Origin of the sequence: Mycolicibacterium neworleansense (genome assembly GCF_001245615.1) — a bacterium.
GTDB classification, from domain to species: Bacteria; Actinomycetota; Actinomycetes; order Mycobacteriales; family Mycobacteriaceae; genus Mycobacterium; species Mycobacterium neworleansense.
This window is the reverse complement of record NZ_CWKH01000001.1, coordinates 2,615,720-2,629,820: the sequence shown is the minus strand read 5'-3', so window position 1 is coordinate 2,629,820 and position 14,101 is coordinate 2,615,720. Positions and strand designations below refer to the sequence as shown.

The 14,101-nt window shown below is 68.1% G+C and carries 16 protein-coding genes; 9 read left to right on the top strand and 7 right to left on the bottom strand.

The features are described 5' to 3' along the window. Nucleotides 1–19: 19 nt before the first annotated feature. Together BN2156_RS12470 and BN2156_RS12465 are read right to left on the bottom strand one after the other, a co-directional pair. Nucleotides 20–724, bottom strand: coding sequence for a TIGR03089 family protein (locus tag BN2156_RS12470; RefSeq protein ID WP_090514081.1), 705 nt, complete (start codon nt 722–724; stop codon nt 20–22). A gap of 25 nt (nt 725–749) precedes the next feature. Continuing rightward, the gene (locus BN2156_RS12465) at nt 750–2,237 is read right to left on the bottom strand and encodes an LCP family protein (protein WP_162490786.1); all 1,488 of its coding nucleotides are present in this window, start codon (nt 2,235–2,237) and stop codon (nt 750–752) included. Nucleotides 2,238–2,303: 66 nt separating this feature from the next. On the opposite strand from BN2156_RS12465, the gene rfbD reads away from it, so the two are divergent. From rfbD to BN2156_RS12445, 4 genes are all read left to right on the top strand, one after another. After that, the gene (rfbD, locus tag BN2156_RS12460; protein ID WP_090514078.1) at nt 2,304–3,188 is read left to right on the top strand and encodes a dTDP-4-dehydrorhamnose reductase; all 885 of its coding nucleotides are present in this window, start codon (nt 2,304–2,306) and stop codon (nt 3,186–3,188) included. Further along, nucleotides 3,185–4,075 (top strand): glycosyltransferase family 2 protein, encoded by an 891-nt coding sequence (locus tag BN2156_RS12455; protein WP_090514075.1) that lies wholly within the window; start codon nt 3,185–3,187, stop codon nt 4,073–4,075. The genes rfbD and BN2156_RS12455 overlap by 4 nt, the downstream gene beginning before the upstream one ends. 1 nt (nt 4,076) lies before the next feature. Continuing rightward, on the top strand, nt 4,077–5,156 hold the full coding sequence (gene manB, locus BN2156_RS12450; RefSeq protein ID WP_090514073.1) for a mannose-1-phosphate guanylyltransferase ManB: 1,080 nt from the start codon (nt 4,077–4,079) through the stop codon (nt 5,154–5,156). A 91-nt stretch (nt 5,157–5,247) separates the two neighbouring features. Beyond that, nucleotides 5,248–5,595 (top strand): DUF732 domain-containing protein, encoded by a 348-nt coding sequence (locus BN2156_RS12445; RefSeq protein ID WP_090514071.1) that lies wholly within the window; start codon nt 5,248–5,250, stop codon nt 5,593–5,595. On the opposite strand, the gene BN2156_RS31365 is transcribed toward BN2156_RS12445, so the two are convergent. From BN2156_RS31365 to cofD, 4 genes are read right to left on the bottom strand one after another with little or no spacing between them, the layout of a single operon-like run. Beyond that, on the bottom strand, nt 5,592–5,723 hold the full coding sequence (locus tag BN2156_RS31365; protein ID WP_264035448.1) for a hypothetical protein: 132 nt from the start codon (nt 5,721–5,723) through the stop codon (nt 5,592–5,594). The two genes, BN2156_RS12445 and BN2156_RS31365, sit on opposite strands and share 4 nt — an antisense overlap. A 9-nt stretch (nt 5,724–5,732) precedes the next feature. Next, nucleotides 5,733–6,281: an NUDIX hydrolase gene (locus BN2156_RS12440; protein ID WP_090514068.1), complete on the bottom strand. Its 549-nt coding sequence runs from the start codon at nt 6,279–6,281 to the stop codon at nt 5,733–5,735. Beyond that, the gene (locus BN2156_RS12435) at nt 6,278–7,633 is read right to left on the bottom strand and encodes a coenzyme F420-0:L-glutamate ligase (protein WP_090514065.1); all 1,356 of its coding nucleotides are present in this window, start codon (nt 7,631–7,633) and stop codon (nt 6,278–6,280) included. The genes BN2156_RS12440 and BN2156_RS12435 overlap by 4 nt, the downstream gene beginning before the upstream one ends. Further along, a complete protein-coding gene (cofD, locus tag BN2156_RS12430; protein WP_090514062.1) occupies nt 7,630–8,613 on the bottom strand; it encodes a 2-phospho-L-lactate transferase in 984 nt (327 codons plus the stop codon). The genes BN2156_RS12435 and cofD overlap by 4 nt, the downstream gene beginning before the upstream one ends. A gap of 294 nt (nt 8,614–8,907) precedes the next feature. On the opposite strand from cofD, the gene BN2156_RS12425 reads away from it, so the two are divergent. Further along, complete coding sequence (locus BN2156_RS12425) at nt 8,908–9,297, top strand: WhiB family transcriptional regulator (protein ID WP_090514058.1); 390 nt, start codon at nt 8,908–8,910, stop codon at nt 9,295–9,297. A 46-nt stretch (nt 9,298–9,343) separates the two neighbouring features. Here BN2156_RS12425 and BN2156_RS12420 read toward each other — a convergent pair whose 3' ends face one another. Further along, nucleotides 9,344–9,766, bottom strand: a complete 423-nt coding sequence (locus BN2156_RS12420) for a metallopeptidase family protein (protein ID WP_090514055.1) — start codon at nt 9,764–9,766, stop codon at nt 9,344–9,346. A gap of 131 nt (nt 9,767–9,897) precedes the next feature. Between BN2156_RS12420 and BN2156_RS12415 the strand changes: the two genes are divergently transcribed. The 4 genes from BN2156_RS12415 (at nt 9,898) to manA (ending at nt 14,097) form a co-directional block, all read left to right on the top strand. After that, nucleotides 9,898–10,317: a DUF3499 domain-containing protein gene (locus BN2156_RS12415; protein WP_090514052.1), complete on the top strand. Its 420-nt coding sequence runs from the start codon at nt 9,898–9,900 to the stop codon at nt 10,315–10,317. Nucleotides 10,318–10,423: 106 nt separating this feature from the next. Next, nucleotides 10,424–11,812 (top strand): phosphomannomutase/phosphoglucomutase, encoded by a 1,389-nt coding sequence (locus BN2156_RS12410; RefSeq protein WP_090514049.1) that lies wholly within the window; start codon nt 10,424–10,426, stop codon nt 11,810–11,812. Then, complete coding sequence (locus tag BN2156_RS12405) at nt 11,809–12,867, top strand: TobH protein (RefSeq protein WP_090514046.1); 1,059 nt, start codon at nt 11,809–11,811, stop codon at nt 12,865–12,867. Before BN2156_RS12410 ends, BN2156_RS12405 begins: the two co-directional genes overlap by 4 nt. A gap of 3 nt (nt 12,868–12,870) precedes the next feature. Continuing rightward, the gene (gene manA, locus BN2156_RS12400; RefSeq protein WP_090514043.1) at nt 12,871–14,097 is read left to right on the top strand and encodes a mannose-6-phosphate isomerase, class I; all 1,227 of its coding nucleotides are present in this window, start codon (nt 12,871–12,873) and stop codon (nt 14,095–14,097) included. Nucleotides 14,098–14,101: the final 4 nt, after the last annotated feature.

Sequence of the window (14,101 nt, the reverse complement as noted above, 5' to 3'; positions counted from 1 at the left end):
GCCTTTTCGTCTGCCGCAGCTAACCGCGGGTGACCTTCTCGGTCGTGCGCCGCCGTTCCTGGGCGCCGGGATCGGGATTGGCCACCTGCACGAGCGATGCCCCGGCGGCGAACACCGCGACGAGATTCGCGATCAGCTCCTCCGGGGTGCCCCACGACGCGGTGGAGAGCACCCGGTCGGAACCGGTGAAACCCGCTGCGGCCCCGGCATTCCGGGCGGCTTCCAGCACCTCGGCGACCGATCGTCCGGCCAGCGCCGGACCCGCAACGCGTTCGGGCACGATCTGGTCGCCGTGCACCCGCACCGCGGTGGCGTAGTCGGTGACCCCGATGGGCAGATCCGCGGCGGGCTTGCCGAACGGGTCGAGCGACAGCACCGCGACCTCGCCGCCGGAGACCGCGTCGTCGGCCTCGTCCAGCCGGTCCCGGGTGCACAGGGCCACGTCGGCCTCCCCGTCGAGGACGACTTCACTTCCGATCCACCAGATCCCGAACAGCACCGCGGCGGTCTGCCAATGCGCGGGCAGGAGTACCGCCACCCTCGTGCCCGGGCCGGCGCCCATCTCGTCGCGCAACAGGTTGGCGGTCTTGGCGGCCCAGTTGGCCATGGTCACCGTCGAAAGCTCGATCCGCTCACCGGTGGCGTCGTCGTAATAGGTGATCCGCGGCCCCGCCGGATCCGCTGCCAACAACGGATCCAGCACCGCGGCGCTGACTGTGGTCATAGCTTCTGGTTTTACTCGAGGACGATCAGTTCACACACTTGGGATCGTCGGAACCCGCGTTGAGGATCGGCGACGGCGGTGGTGGCGGACTCTGTTCCCCGGTATCGCTGTAGGTGTCGCCTGCCGCCGCCGGATCCACGATGCCCGCACCCGCGGTCGGATCCATGCCGTCGGAGCCGGGCCCGGTGTAATCCGCGGCCAGCACCACCCGCACCGCGCCCGGAGGCAGCGACGAATCCTCGTTCACCGGCAATCCGCCGAGATCCTTCGACACGGCCTGGGCACCGAGGTCGTCGCTCTTGGCTGCCAGCACCTGGCTGGACGCCGGCGGGGCACCCTCGTGGTTGCCGGTGGCCCCGGGCAAGAATCCCTTGTTGCTCAACACCTGTGACACCGCGGCGGCCAGGCCGTTGATGTCGGTGCCGTTGACCACCTCGACGGTGGTGTTCTCCGGTGAATAGCTGAGCTGCTCGGTCTTGCCCGCGTCCTGGTCCTGCAGCAGGCTCGACACCCATTGGTGGACCTCGTCGGGATCCACCCGGACCACGCTCTGCATCCCGTCGTCGCTCCAGCCGTCCTCCCGCAGGATCGGGATGGTGGCGAACGCGACGCTGCCGGCGGCCAGCTTCTGCAGCTGCTCGACGAAGTTCATGATGTCCCAGCCGTCGGAGATCACCACCGAACGCTGCACCGCATCCTGCAACCGCCCCAGTGTTCCCGGGCTGGACAGCGTCTTGCTGGAGATCACCTCATGGGCCAGTGAGGCCATCACGGACTGCTGGCGGGTCACCCGGTCGAGGTCACCGCGCGGCAGGTCATGACGTTGCCGAACGAAGCTCAGCGCTTGCGGGCCGTTGAGTTTCTGCCAGCCGGCCGGGAAATCGGCACCCGAAAGCGGTTCGTAGACAGCATCTTTGAGGCAGACATTGACGCCACCGAGCGCATCGGTGATCAACGCGAAGCCCAGCAGTCCGATCTCGGCGTAATGATCGACCGTGACGCCGGTCAACCCGGCAACCGTCTGGATCAGCTCCTCGCGGGCGGCCTCGGTGGCCTTGGGCTCGGCGACGGCGGGATCTTCACCCTCGACCTCGACGAGCTGCTTCATCCGGTCGAGCTTGACGTCGCCGAACACGCCGTTGATCTTCATCTTTCCCCAGCCGGGCGCTTCGACGTACGAATCGCGGGGGATGGAGATGGCGGTGGCCGACTTCCCGTTGTTGGGGATACGCACCAGGATGATGGTGTCGGTATTGGTCGAGACGTCGTCGCCGGCCCGCAAGGTCTCCAGCTCCTCCGCCGACAACGGGTTGCCGTGGGCGTCGGTACGACTGTCCATACCGACCAGCAGGATGTCGATGGCCCCGTCCTCACCGCCGCCGCCGAGCGCCGCGGAGCTGATGTGGTTGATGCCGGATTCGAAGGAGCGGATCTGGGACCAGGCCAGCCCTGTTCCGAGCACCACTGCCGACGCCGTGGCGACGGCGACGGAGCGAAGCAGGGGGATAGGCACCTGCCCAGGCTACTTGCGGCCAGGACGTGAGCCCGGTAACGCCGACCGGCGTGCCAGACTCGGCGCATGGCGCAACGGATTGTGATCACCGGAGCCGGCGGCATGGTTGGCCGGGTATTGGCTGATCAGGGACGTGGCGAGGGGCGTGACGTGCTCGCCCTGACCTCCGCGGATTGTGATATCACCAACGCCGGGGCCGTCCGGCAATTCGTCGAGCCCGGCGACGTGGTGATCAACTGTGCCGCATACACGCAGGTGGATGCCGCCGAGACCGACCGGGACAGGGCCTACGCCGTCAACGCCGTCGGTCCTGGCAACCTCGCCGAGGCGTGCGTACGGGTCGGTGCCGACCTGGTGCACATCTCCACCGACTACGTGTTCGGCGCGGCCACGCAGCGCAGCACTCCGTACGAGGTCGACGACGAGACCGGGCCGGTCAACATCTACGGCCAGACCAAGCTGGCCGGGGAGCAGGCGGTGCTGGCCGCCAAACCCGACGCCTACGTCGTCCGTACCGCCTGGGTGTACCGGGGCGGGGACGGAACCGACTTCGTGGCGACCATGCGCAGGCTGGCGGCCGGGGACGGTCCGGTCGACGTGGTCGCCGATCAGATCGGATCGCCGACCTACACCGGCGACCTGGTCGCCGCCCTACTGCAGATCGCCGACGGCGGCGTGCGGCCCGGGCTGCTGCATGCCGCCAACGCCGGGTCGGCCAGCCGGTTCGATCAGGCGCGGGAGACCTTCGCGGCCGTCGGTGCCGATCCGGAGCGGGTCCGCCCCGTCGGTAGCGACCGCCACCCGCGGCCCGCGCCCCGCCCGGCGTACACCGTCCTGTCCGCGCTACGGTCCGCCGAGGCCGGCCTGTCCCCGCTGCGAGATTGGCGGGAAGCGCTGGTGGCAGCGGTTGGAGAAGAGCACCCCTCCGGCCCGCTACCCTCTACGCCGTGACTGAGGATGCGGCCCGCCCGCTCGTCGTGGTGACGGTGACGTATTCGCCGGGCCCACACCTGGACCGTTTCCTGGCCTCGCTCGCCCTGGCCACCGACCGGCCGGTGACGGTCGTCATGGCCGACAACGGCTCCACCGACGGCGCACCCGAGCAGGCCGAAAAGCGCTACCCGAACGTGCACCTCCTCCGTACCGGCAGCAATCTGGGTTACGGCAGCGCGGTCAACCGCGGAGCCGAGCAGATATCGGATGCGGAGTGCTCGGAGTTTTTCATCGTCGCCAACCCCGACGTGCAGTGGGGGCCAGGGTCGATCGACCTGTTGCTCGAAGCGGCCCAGCGCTGGCCCCGGGCCGGGGCACTCGGGCCGTTGGTCCGCGATCCCGACGGATCGGTGTACCCGTCGGCGCGCCATCAGCCCAGCCTGGTGCGGGGCGGCATGCATGCCGTCGTCGGCCCGTTCTGGAAATCCAATCCGTGGACGGCCGCCTACCGCCAAGACCGTCAGGAACCCAGTGAGCGCGAGGTCGGCTGGCTGTCCGGCTCGTGCTTGCTGATGCGCCGGGAGGCCTTCGACGCCGTCGGCGGGTTTGACGAGCGCTACTTCATGTATATGGAGGACGTCGACCTCGGTGACCGCATCGCTCGGGCCGGGTGGCAGAACGTCTACGTGCCGTCGGCTGAGGTGCTCCACCACAAGGGGCACTCCACCGGCCGCGATCCGGCGCGCAACTTGGCCGCCCATCACCGCAGTACCTACACTTTTCTGGCTGATCGATACCCGGCGCCCTGGCAGGCGCCGTTACGGTGGACAATTCGGGGCGCGCTGGCGGCACGAGCGGGCCTGGTGGTCGGTAGTTCTCGACGTAAGCACGCGAAAGGGCGCTGACGTGATCAATCCCGCGGAAGTGGACGCTGTCGTACTCGTCGGCGGCCGTGGTACCCGGCTCCGGCCGTTGACGCTCTCAGCACCCAAGCCGATGCTGCCGACGGCAGGCGTCCCGTTCCTCACTCACCTGCTGGCGCGCATCTCCGTGGCCGGTATCAAGCACGTGGTGATGGGCACCTCGTACAAGGCCGAGGTTTTCGAGGAGGCGTTCGGTAACGGCTCCGACCTCGGGCTCGAGATCGAATACGTCACCGAGACCGAGGCACTGGGCACCGGTGGCGCGATCGCCAACGTGGCGGACAAGCTGCGCTACGACACTGCCATGGTGTTCAACGGTGACGTGCTGTCGGCGGCAGACCTGGGCGCGGTGCTGGAGTCACATGACGCCCACCAGGCAGACGTCACGCTGCACCTGGTGCGCGTCAGTGATCCTCGTGCGTTCGGCTGTGTGCCAACCGATGCCGACGGCTTCGTGACCGCGTTCCTGGAGAAGACCCAGGATCCGCCGACCGACCAGATCAACGCCGGCTGTTATGTGTTCAACCGCAACGTCATCGACCAGATCCCGCGCGGTCGCGCCCTGTCCGTAGAGCGCGAGATCTTCCCCGAGGTGCTCTCCCGTGGACTGAAGATGTGCGGGTACGTCGACGCCTCGTACTGGCGCGACATGGGCACACCGGACGATTTCGTGCGTGGATCGGCCGATCTGGTCCGTGGCATCGCACCGTCGCCGGCGCTCAACGGCCAGCGCGGTGAGTCCCTGGTTCACGAGGGTGCGGCGGTGGCGCCGGGCGCCCTGTTGATCGGCGGCACCGTGGTGGGCCGCGGAGCCGAGATCGGCGCAGGCGCACGCCTGGACGGCGCGGTGATCTTCGACGGCGTACGCGTGGAAGCCGGTGCGGTGATTGAACGTTCGATCATCGGCTTCGGAGCCCGCATCGGCCCGCGGGCGCTGATCCGCGACGGTGTGATCGGCGACGGGGCCGACATCGGTGCCCGCTGCGAACTGTTGCGCGGCGCCAGGGTGTGGCCCGGGGTCGCCATCCCCGACGGCGGTATCCGGTACTCCACCGACGTCTGAGGTTGCGCCACCAGCGCGGCAGCGGCGTCGAAAGAAGTGTGTTTGCCGGCCCCCACTGCGCCTTACGCCGTTATCGGCGAAGGGGAGGGTCATGTTCGACGGACTGTTCAACGGATTGCGGCGCAGTGCGGCGGCGCCGATCGCGGCGGCACTGGTGCTCGGGACGCTTCTCGGGACCACTGCCCCGCAGGCGGCGGCCTGGCCGATACCGCTGACCGCGGAAGACACCGCCTATCTCAAAGCCACGCGCGGGGTCTTTCCCGGTGACGACGACCAGCTGTTGCTGGTGGGCCGCGAGATGTGCCGGCTGCTCTACACCGGGACACCCGCGCAGGCGGTGATCGATCAGATGGCCGGCCAGTACGCGGCCACGCCGCAGCAGTCCGCGGTCGCACTGCGGGCGGCCCGCCGCGCGTACTGCACGCAGGCTCCGGGCTAGGCTCCGACCATTTCCAGGCTGCGGTCCCAGAGTTGTTGTGCCAGAACAGGATCTCCTGCGGCACTGTCCACCGCCTCGGCCTTGCTGGGCGACCGGCCCACCACCACGATATTGTCGCCGCGGTTCACCGGCCCAGACTAGACGGTTCGCGCCGCCGAGTCGGCGAGTTGTTGAAGGCCGAAGTCGGTGCCCTCGGGCAGCGCATCCAGCGGCCACCAGCGCAGGTCCAAAGATTCGTCGCTACAGGCAATCTCGGCGCCGGCCGGGGCCCGCACCACGAACTGCATGTCGAGGTGGCGGGTCGGTACGCCCAACGAGCAGGTCACCGGATGCACGTGCAGCGCCGCCAGTTGCGGGTCGGCGGCCAGCCCGGTGATGCCGGACTCCTCGGTGGCCTCGCGCAGTGCGGCGGCCCGGATGTCGGAATCCGTTTCCTCACAGTGCCCGCCGAGCTGCAGCCAGCGGCCGAAGCGGGGATGCAGGGTGAGCAACGTCTGAGTTCCGGTGTGGTCGACAACCAGTGCCGAGGCGGTGATGTGGCCGGGCACGCACGCCCGCAGACAGGCATCGGGACGGGCGGCCAGAAACGACAGCACTGCATGGCGCAAGGTGTCCTGGCCGGGATCGGGTGTCTGCCAATGCGTCAGTACCTCGACTGCCGAGGCGTGCAGGCTCTCGGCGCTCACTTCACGACCAGCAGGCCGTCGGTGGGGACCGGGTCGCGTGGCGGCTGCGGTTCTGCGGGGTGTCCGATTGCGATGGCGCCCAGAGGTTCCCAGTCCGCGGGGAGATCGAGCTCGGCGCGCACCAGATCACCGGCGAAGATCGTCGAGCCGATCCAGCAGCTGCCCACCTCGCGAACCGCCAATGCCACCAGCAGGGCCTGCACCGCAGCGCCCACCGCCACGGTGAACATGGTGTGCTCGGCCTGGGTCCGGGCTTCGTCGGGATAGCTGTGAGCACCGTCGGGGACCAGGAACGGAATCACGAGTTCTGGTGCGTCGTAGAGAATCTGGCCGCGGCTGAGGCGTCGCTCGACGGATTCCGGGTCACGGCCGTCGGAGGTGAGATCAGCCCGCCACTTGTCCTTCATCCGGTCGAGCAGGCGGGTACGGGTAGCGGCGTCCTGCACCCAGACGAAGCGCACCGGGCGGGTGTGGTGCGGGGCGGGCGCGGTGAGTGCCTCGCCGACGGCGGCTTCGATGAGGGCGTGATCGACCGGTTCAGCGGAGAATGCGCGCACCGAGCGACGCAGCAGCTGAGCTTGATTGCGTCCCAATTGGATTGCCTCGGCCGTGCCGAGCCAGAACAGATCATCCTCACCGGACCGGAGCAGCGTGCGTGCGTTCGACCCGTCGTCGGCCAGATCCAGGCCCCGCACCACCGCGACCGGGATTGCGGTGAGCTTGCCCTTCACCAGATCGGCTGCCGCGGCGATCTCGTCGGCCACGGCCACCTCGGTGACGAGCAGTTCGTTACCGTGCCGGTCGCGGGCGCCGGCGTAACCGTGCAGCACGGTGAGCCCGGATGCGCCGATGGCGAAATCAGCTTGGCCGTTGCGCCAGGCGCGGCCCATGGTGTCGGTGATCACGACGGCGACGGTGACGCCGAGCCGCTCACGCAGGCCCGCGCGCAGCGCCTGTGCGCTGCCGTCGGGATCGACGGGCAGCAGGGCCAATTCGTTCGAGTCGACGTTCGAGCCGTCGACGCCGGCGGCGGCCTGGACCAGCCCGATGGCGTTCTCGGTGATCAGGGTCCGGCCCTTGCGCGCCAGAACGCGGACGGCCTCGCTGTCGATGAGCTTGCGCCGCAGGGTATCCCGCTCCTCCGGATCGGAAGGGGCGGTGACGATGCGGCCTTCGCACTTGGACACGATCTTACTGGTGATGACCAGCACATCCCCGTCACACAGCCACGGTGTCGCCTGGGCGAGGGCGGCGGCCAGATCATCGCCGGGCCGGAACTCGGGAAGCCCTGGCACGGGCAGGATCTCGATCCGATCGGCAGACCCGTGCTCGGTGTTCACCGCGGCGGTCACAGCCCGACGCCTGCCAGGTCCAGACCTGCCCGCACCATCTCGGCGGTGGTCGCGGGATCCGTCATCAACAGTGGCACCGCACGCACCTGCACGCCCTCGATCTCGGCGTCATCGCCCTCGTGCACCAGCCAGCCGTCCAGAATTCCGGTGCCCGACCGGGCTCCGAAGTGTTGACCGACGGCCTGTGAGGTGGATTCCACACCGATGATCGACAGGCACTCATCTGCCATGCCGCGCAACGGTTTTCCGTCGATGATGGGAGAGTAGCCGACCACCGGCGCCTTGGTCGAACGCAGCGCGCCCCGGATACCGGGGATCTGCAGGATCGGCCCGATGCTCACGACGGGATTCGACGGTGCCAGCAACACCACGTCGGCTTCGGCGATGGCCTCGGTGACCCCGGGTGCGGCAGTTGCCTGCTCGGCACCCACGAACGCAAAGCTGTGTGAGGGCACCTGGGCGCGATAGCGCACCCACCACTCCTGGAAGTGGATCGCCCGCCGTGCCCCATCCTCGGGGTCGGTGATCACCACGTGGGTCTCGCTGCGGTCATCGGTGACCGGCAACAGCCGCGCCCCCGGTGACCAGCGTTTACACAGCGCCTCGGTGACCTGCGACAGCGGGTAGCCCGCCCGCAGCATCTGGGTGCGCACCAGGTGGGTGGCCAGGTCCCGGTCGCCCAGGCCGAACCAGTCCGGTTGCACGCCGTAGGCGGCGAGCTCCTCCTTGGCGTGCCAGGTCTCGTTCCGGTGGCCCCAGCCGCGCTCGGGATCGATACCGCCGCCCAGGGTGTACATGCAGGTGTCGAGGTCCGGGCAGATCCGGACGCCGTGCATCCACGCATCGTCGCCAACGTTCACGATCGCTGTGAGTTCGTGCTTGCTGTCGCTCCCGGCGAACTGGCCGAGGCCCAACAGGTGCTGTACCCCCAGCAAAAACCGGGCGCCTCCGACGCCGCCGACCAGAACGGTGATCTTCACAACGTCCGACCCTAGGCGTTGAGGGCGCGCGGATGGAAACGACGTCGTCACGACCAGGACACGCCGATGTCGCGACGCGCCGATTTGACATTACGAGATGGTATGAATTCGCGTCCTGGCGCTTGACCCCGGCAGCTAACACGTGTGTAATCACAGATGTGTCATTTCCCGGTTGGTGACCGATTCCGGTGTCGCGGACCGAGATTCGATCAAATGTTCGAATGGGGTGACCGCACATCGCAATAGTGGGGCTCCACTTAGGATCTACGAGACCGAGTGAGGAGGCGGGGGATAATGTCTTATGAGAGCGGCGATTTCGATCGTGTGGTCCGGTTCGACGGCCGGCTACTCGGCTCGGTAGACAACGCACCGCACATCGACGCCGGGCAGACACCGATGGGGACGGCCGGACGTCCTCAGCTGAGTTTGGTACCCGAGCACATTGATGTTGATCCGGAAGCCGAAGACGACCAATGGCAGGAACGTGCGCTGTGCGCACAGACCGACCCGGAGGCGTTCTTCCCGGAGAAGGGCGGGTCTACCCGCGAGGCCAAGCGCATCTGCCAAGGATGCGAGGTGAAGGACGCCTGCCTGGAATACGCGCTCGCGCACGATGAGCGCTTCGGTATCTGGGGCGGGCTGTCCGAACGGGAGCGTCGCCGGCTCAAGCGCGGCATCATCTGACGCGCTGTTCGGCAGAGCGCTTCATCGCAAGGTGTGGCACTCGGCGTCAGTCGTCGTCGATTGTCGGGTCGATGACTGACGGTTCAACTCCCAGATAGGTGGCCACCTGGGCCACCAGGATTTCATGCAGCAGGTCCGCAAGCTCGTCGGATCCTTTGACCCGGCGCTCGATCGGCTTGCGGAACAAGACAATTCGAGCCCGGGTCGCATTTCCTCGGACGTCGACCCCAGCAGGTATCAGCCGCGCCAACGCGATCGGCCCATCGGCGATGACCTCGGGTGGCCATTGCACACTGTCCGGATCTTTCGGGGACATCCGCGGAATCTCATCGACTGCGACGTCGAGTTCACGCAGCCGCGACGCCCACCGCCGTTCGATCGGCTCGTAAGCCTCCAGCACCGCCATGTCGAACCGTTCCGAGCGGCTGCGCCAGCCCGGAACCGAACGCGGAAGCAGCGGACCGCGCATATCGCGGCCGCGACGCGATCGCCATGGGTTGCGCTGGGCCACGGCGATGATCGTAACGGTTCGGGATCGGGGGCCCGACGGCTGCGCGTGTCCGGCGGCACACAGCGATCGTCCAAAGTAATCTCTGGAGCGTGAATATTCCCCGTCGCTGCTGCCGGCCCGGGTGCCCGCACTATGCCGTGGCGACGCTGACTTTTGTCTACTCCGACTCCACGGCGGTAGTCGGACCACTGGCCACGGTGTCTGAGCCCCACTCCTGGGATTTGTGTGTCGGCCATGCCGGCCGCATCACGGCGCCGCGAGGCTGGGAGCTGGTCCGCCACGCCGGGCCGCTGCCCACCCATCCCGATGAGGACGACCTGGTGGCGTTGGCCGATGCGGTCCGCGAAGGCCAACCCGGCGCGGTTCCCCGTGGCGGCGTGGTGGCCGGGTTCTCCGATCCCTCGACCGGTGCGGGCACCAGCGCGGTGATGGCACCGCCGGCGCGCCCGGCCGAGCCCAACGGCCGTCGTCGCGGGCACCTTCGGGTGTTGCCGGACCCCGACAACTAGCACGGACTGGGCCCGGCCAGACGACGACCGGCCCAAGAGTAGTGAACGTGTCGACGCCGCCCGACGGTTAGGCTGGCGCCAACGATTCCGTTTCACAAGGAGCTATATGTCTAGGCCAGCGGCGGCTGTTCACGATGTCATCAAGGCCTATGACGTCCGGGGACTGGTCGGCAGTCAGATCGACGAGGCGTTCGTGGCCGAGGTCGGCGGTGCCTTCGCTCGACTGGTCCGCGGCGAGGGTGCCGCACAGGTCGTGATCGGCTACGACATGCGTGCCAGTTCGCCGACGCTGGCGTCCGCATTCGCCGATGGTGTCACCGCCCAGGGCCTCGACGTGGTCCGCATCGGACTGGCCTCCACCGATCAGCTGTATTTCGCCTCGGGCCTGTTGGACTGCCCGGGGGCGATGTTCACCGCGAGCCACAATCCCGCCGCCTACAACGGGATCAAACTGTGCCGCGCCGGGGCCAAGCCGGTCGGTAAGGACACCGGGCTGTCGGTCATCTCCGACGAGGTGATCGCCGGGGTGCCGGCCTACGACGGCCCGGCCGGTGCGCTGTCCGACCGCGATGTGCTGGCCGACTACGGCAGCTTCCTCCGGTCTCTGGTCGACCTCAGCACGCTGCGGCCGCTGCGCATCGCGGTCGATGCGGGCAACGGTATGGCCGGCCACACCACGCCTGCGGTGCTCGGACCGATCCCCGGTGTCACGGTGCTCCCGCTGTTCTTCGAACTCGACGGCAGCTTCCCCAATCACGAGGCCAATCCGCTGAATCCGGCGAACCTCGTCGACCTGCAGGCCCATGTCCTGGCCACCGGCGCCGACATCGGCCTGGCCTTCGACGGCGACGCTGACCGCTGTTTCGTCGTCGACGAACTCGGACGCCCGGTGTCACCTTCCGCGGTCACCGCATTGGTGGCCGCCCGCGAGCTCAAGCGCGAGATCGGTGCCACGGTGATCCACAACCTGATCACCTCGCGCGCCGTTCCCGAGCTGGTGATCGAACGTGGCGGCACCCCCGTGCGGTCCCGGGTCGGGCACTCCTACATCAAGGGCCTGATGGCCGAGACCGGCGCGATCTTCGGCGGGGAACACTCGGCGCACTACTACTTCCGTGACTTCTGGGGTGCCGACTCGGGCATGCTCGCGGCGCTGCACGTGCTCGCCGCACTGGGGGAGCAGGACCGCCCGCTCTCGGAGTTCATGGCCGACTATCAGCGGTACGAGGCATCCGGCGAGATCAACTTCACCGTGAGCGATGCCCCGGCATGCGTCGAGGCCGTGCTCAAATCCTTTGGCAGCTCGATCCAGTCCATCGATCACCTCGACGGTGTCACGGTCGATCTCGGCGACGGCAGTTGGTTCAACCTGCGCACGTCGAACACCGAACCGCTGCTGCGGCTGAACGTCGAGGCGCGCACCGCCGAGGACGTCGCCGCGCTCGTCGACAGAGTTTCGGCGCAGATCCGTGGGGTGAGCGAGCCGGTGCCGTGAACGCCGTGGACGCCACGGTCGACCTGGACGACGGTGACGGTCTTCTCGCCGCCGATCGCAACGGTCTGCTGCGGGCCGCGGCCATGGCGGGTGCCCAGGTTCGGGCCACCGCTGCGGCGTTGGCCGAGGGCCTGCTCGACCCCCTGCGCGCGGATCACCCACCGCGCACGGTGATTTGGGTTGCCGGCCGCGGCACCGCCCAGAATGCGGGCGCCATGCTGGCCGCCGCGCTCAGCGCGTCGATCTCGGCGCCGATCGTGGTGGCCGCCGAGGCCCCACCGTGGCTGGGCGCGCTGGACGTGATGATTGTGGCCGGTGACGACCCGGGTGACCCGGCACTGGTGAACGCGGCAGCCACCGGTGTGCGCCGTGGTGCGCGGGTGCTGATCGTGGCACCCAACGAGGGGCCGTTGCGCGACGTCGCGGCCGGCCGCGCGGTCCGGCTGTGGGTGCCCGACGACTTCGGGTTGACCCGCTTCCTGGCCGCTGGTCTGGCCGCGCTGCACGTGGTGGATCCGGGTATGCGGGTGGATCTGGCCGGCCTGGCAGACGAACTGGATGCCGAGGCCTTGCGCAACAGCGCCGCACGAGAACTGTTCACCAACCCCGCCAAGACACTGGTCGCGCGGATGTCGGACAGCGCCGTCGTGCTGGCCGGCGACAATCCGGCCACCCTGGCTCTGGCCCGGCACGGGGCGGCTGCGATGTTGCGCCTGGCCGGTGAGGTGGTGGCCGCAGCCGAACTCGGTGACGTACTCGCGGCGATCGGCAGCGGGGCGGTGGGGTTGCCCGCGGCCCGATCGCTGTTCCATGACGACGAGATCGACGGACCGCTGCCGCAGCGCATGCGTACCTTCGTGTTGATCGCCGAAACCGAACGACAAGCGGTGGGGGCCCGGGTCAGTGGATTCGACGACATCGCCGTGATCGGTGCCGAGGACGTGCCGGAGCCGGCCGGAGCAATCCTGCCGGTGGGACGCCCGGAACAACAACTGGCGATTTTGGCTGTCCGCATGGAGATGACGGCCGTATATTTGAAACTGGTTCGAGGATAAGAAGTGCATCTGCTACGGGGAGCGGTGCGGACCTATGCCTGGGGTTCGCGCACAGCAATCGCCGATTTCACCGGAAGGCCCAGTCCGACAATCCATCCGGAGGCCGAACTGTGGCTCGGCGCGCATCCGGGCGATCCGGCGTGGCTGCAGACCGAGCACGGCGAAGAGTCGCTGCTGCAGGCGGTCCACGATGATCCCGAAGGGCAACTGGGCAGCGTGGCGATCGGCCGATTCGGCGACGCACTGCCGTTCCTGGTCAAGGTGCTGGCCGCCGATGAACCGTTGTCGTTGCAGGCCCATCCGAGCGCCGCGCAGGCCCGTGAGGGTTTCGATCGCGAGGACCGGCTCGAGATCCCGGTGTCCTCACCCGTCCGCAATTACCGCGACCGGAGCCACAAACCCGAATTATTGGTTGCGCTAGGGCAATTCGATGCCCTGGCCGGATTCCGCCCGGTCGACCGCACGGTCGAGTTGATGCGCGCGCTGGCCGTCTCGGACCTGGACCCGTTCATCAACCTGCTCTCCGATCAGTCCGACGCCGACGGATTGCGGGCCCTGTTCACCACCTGGATCACCGCGCCGCAGCCTGACCTGGACGTGCTGGTGCCGGCGGTGCTCGACGGCGCGGTCCATTACATCCGTTCCGGGGCAAAGAAATTCGCCGCAGAGGTCAAGACCGTGCTGGAGCTCGGCGAGCGTTATCCCGGTGACGCCGGTGTGCTGGCCTCCTTGCTGCTCAACCGCATCAGCCTGCAGGCGGGGGAAGGGCTCTACCTTCCGGCCGGAAACCTGCACGCGTATCTGCACGGTGTCGGTGTCGAGGTGATGGCCAACTCCGACAACGTGCTGCGCGGCGGGCTGACCCCGAAGCACGTCGATGTGCCCGAGCTTCTGCGCGTGCTGGACTTCACCCCGACCCCGGAGGATCGGCTGCGGCCGGAAACCGTCACGGATGGAACCGAAACCATCTATCAGACGCCGGCGCAGGAGTTCGCCGTTTCGGTGCTGACGGTCGACGGTGAACACATCGGCGACGAGATCGACGTGCACTCCCATCACGATGGTCCGCAGCTGCTGCTGTGCACGGAAGGTGCGGCGGTGATCTATGCCGACGACGACAAGCTGACCTTGGAGCGTGGTGCGGCGGCGTGGGTGGCGGCCGCGGACGGCCCGATCCGGCTGACCGCCGCCGAGCCGACGAAACTGTTCCGGGTGACCATCGGGATCTGACCGG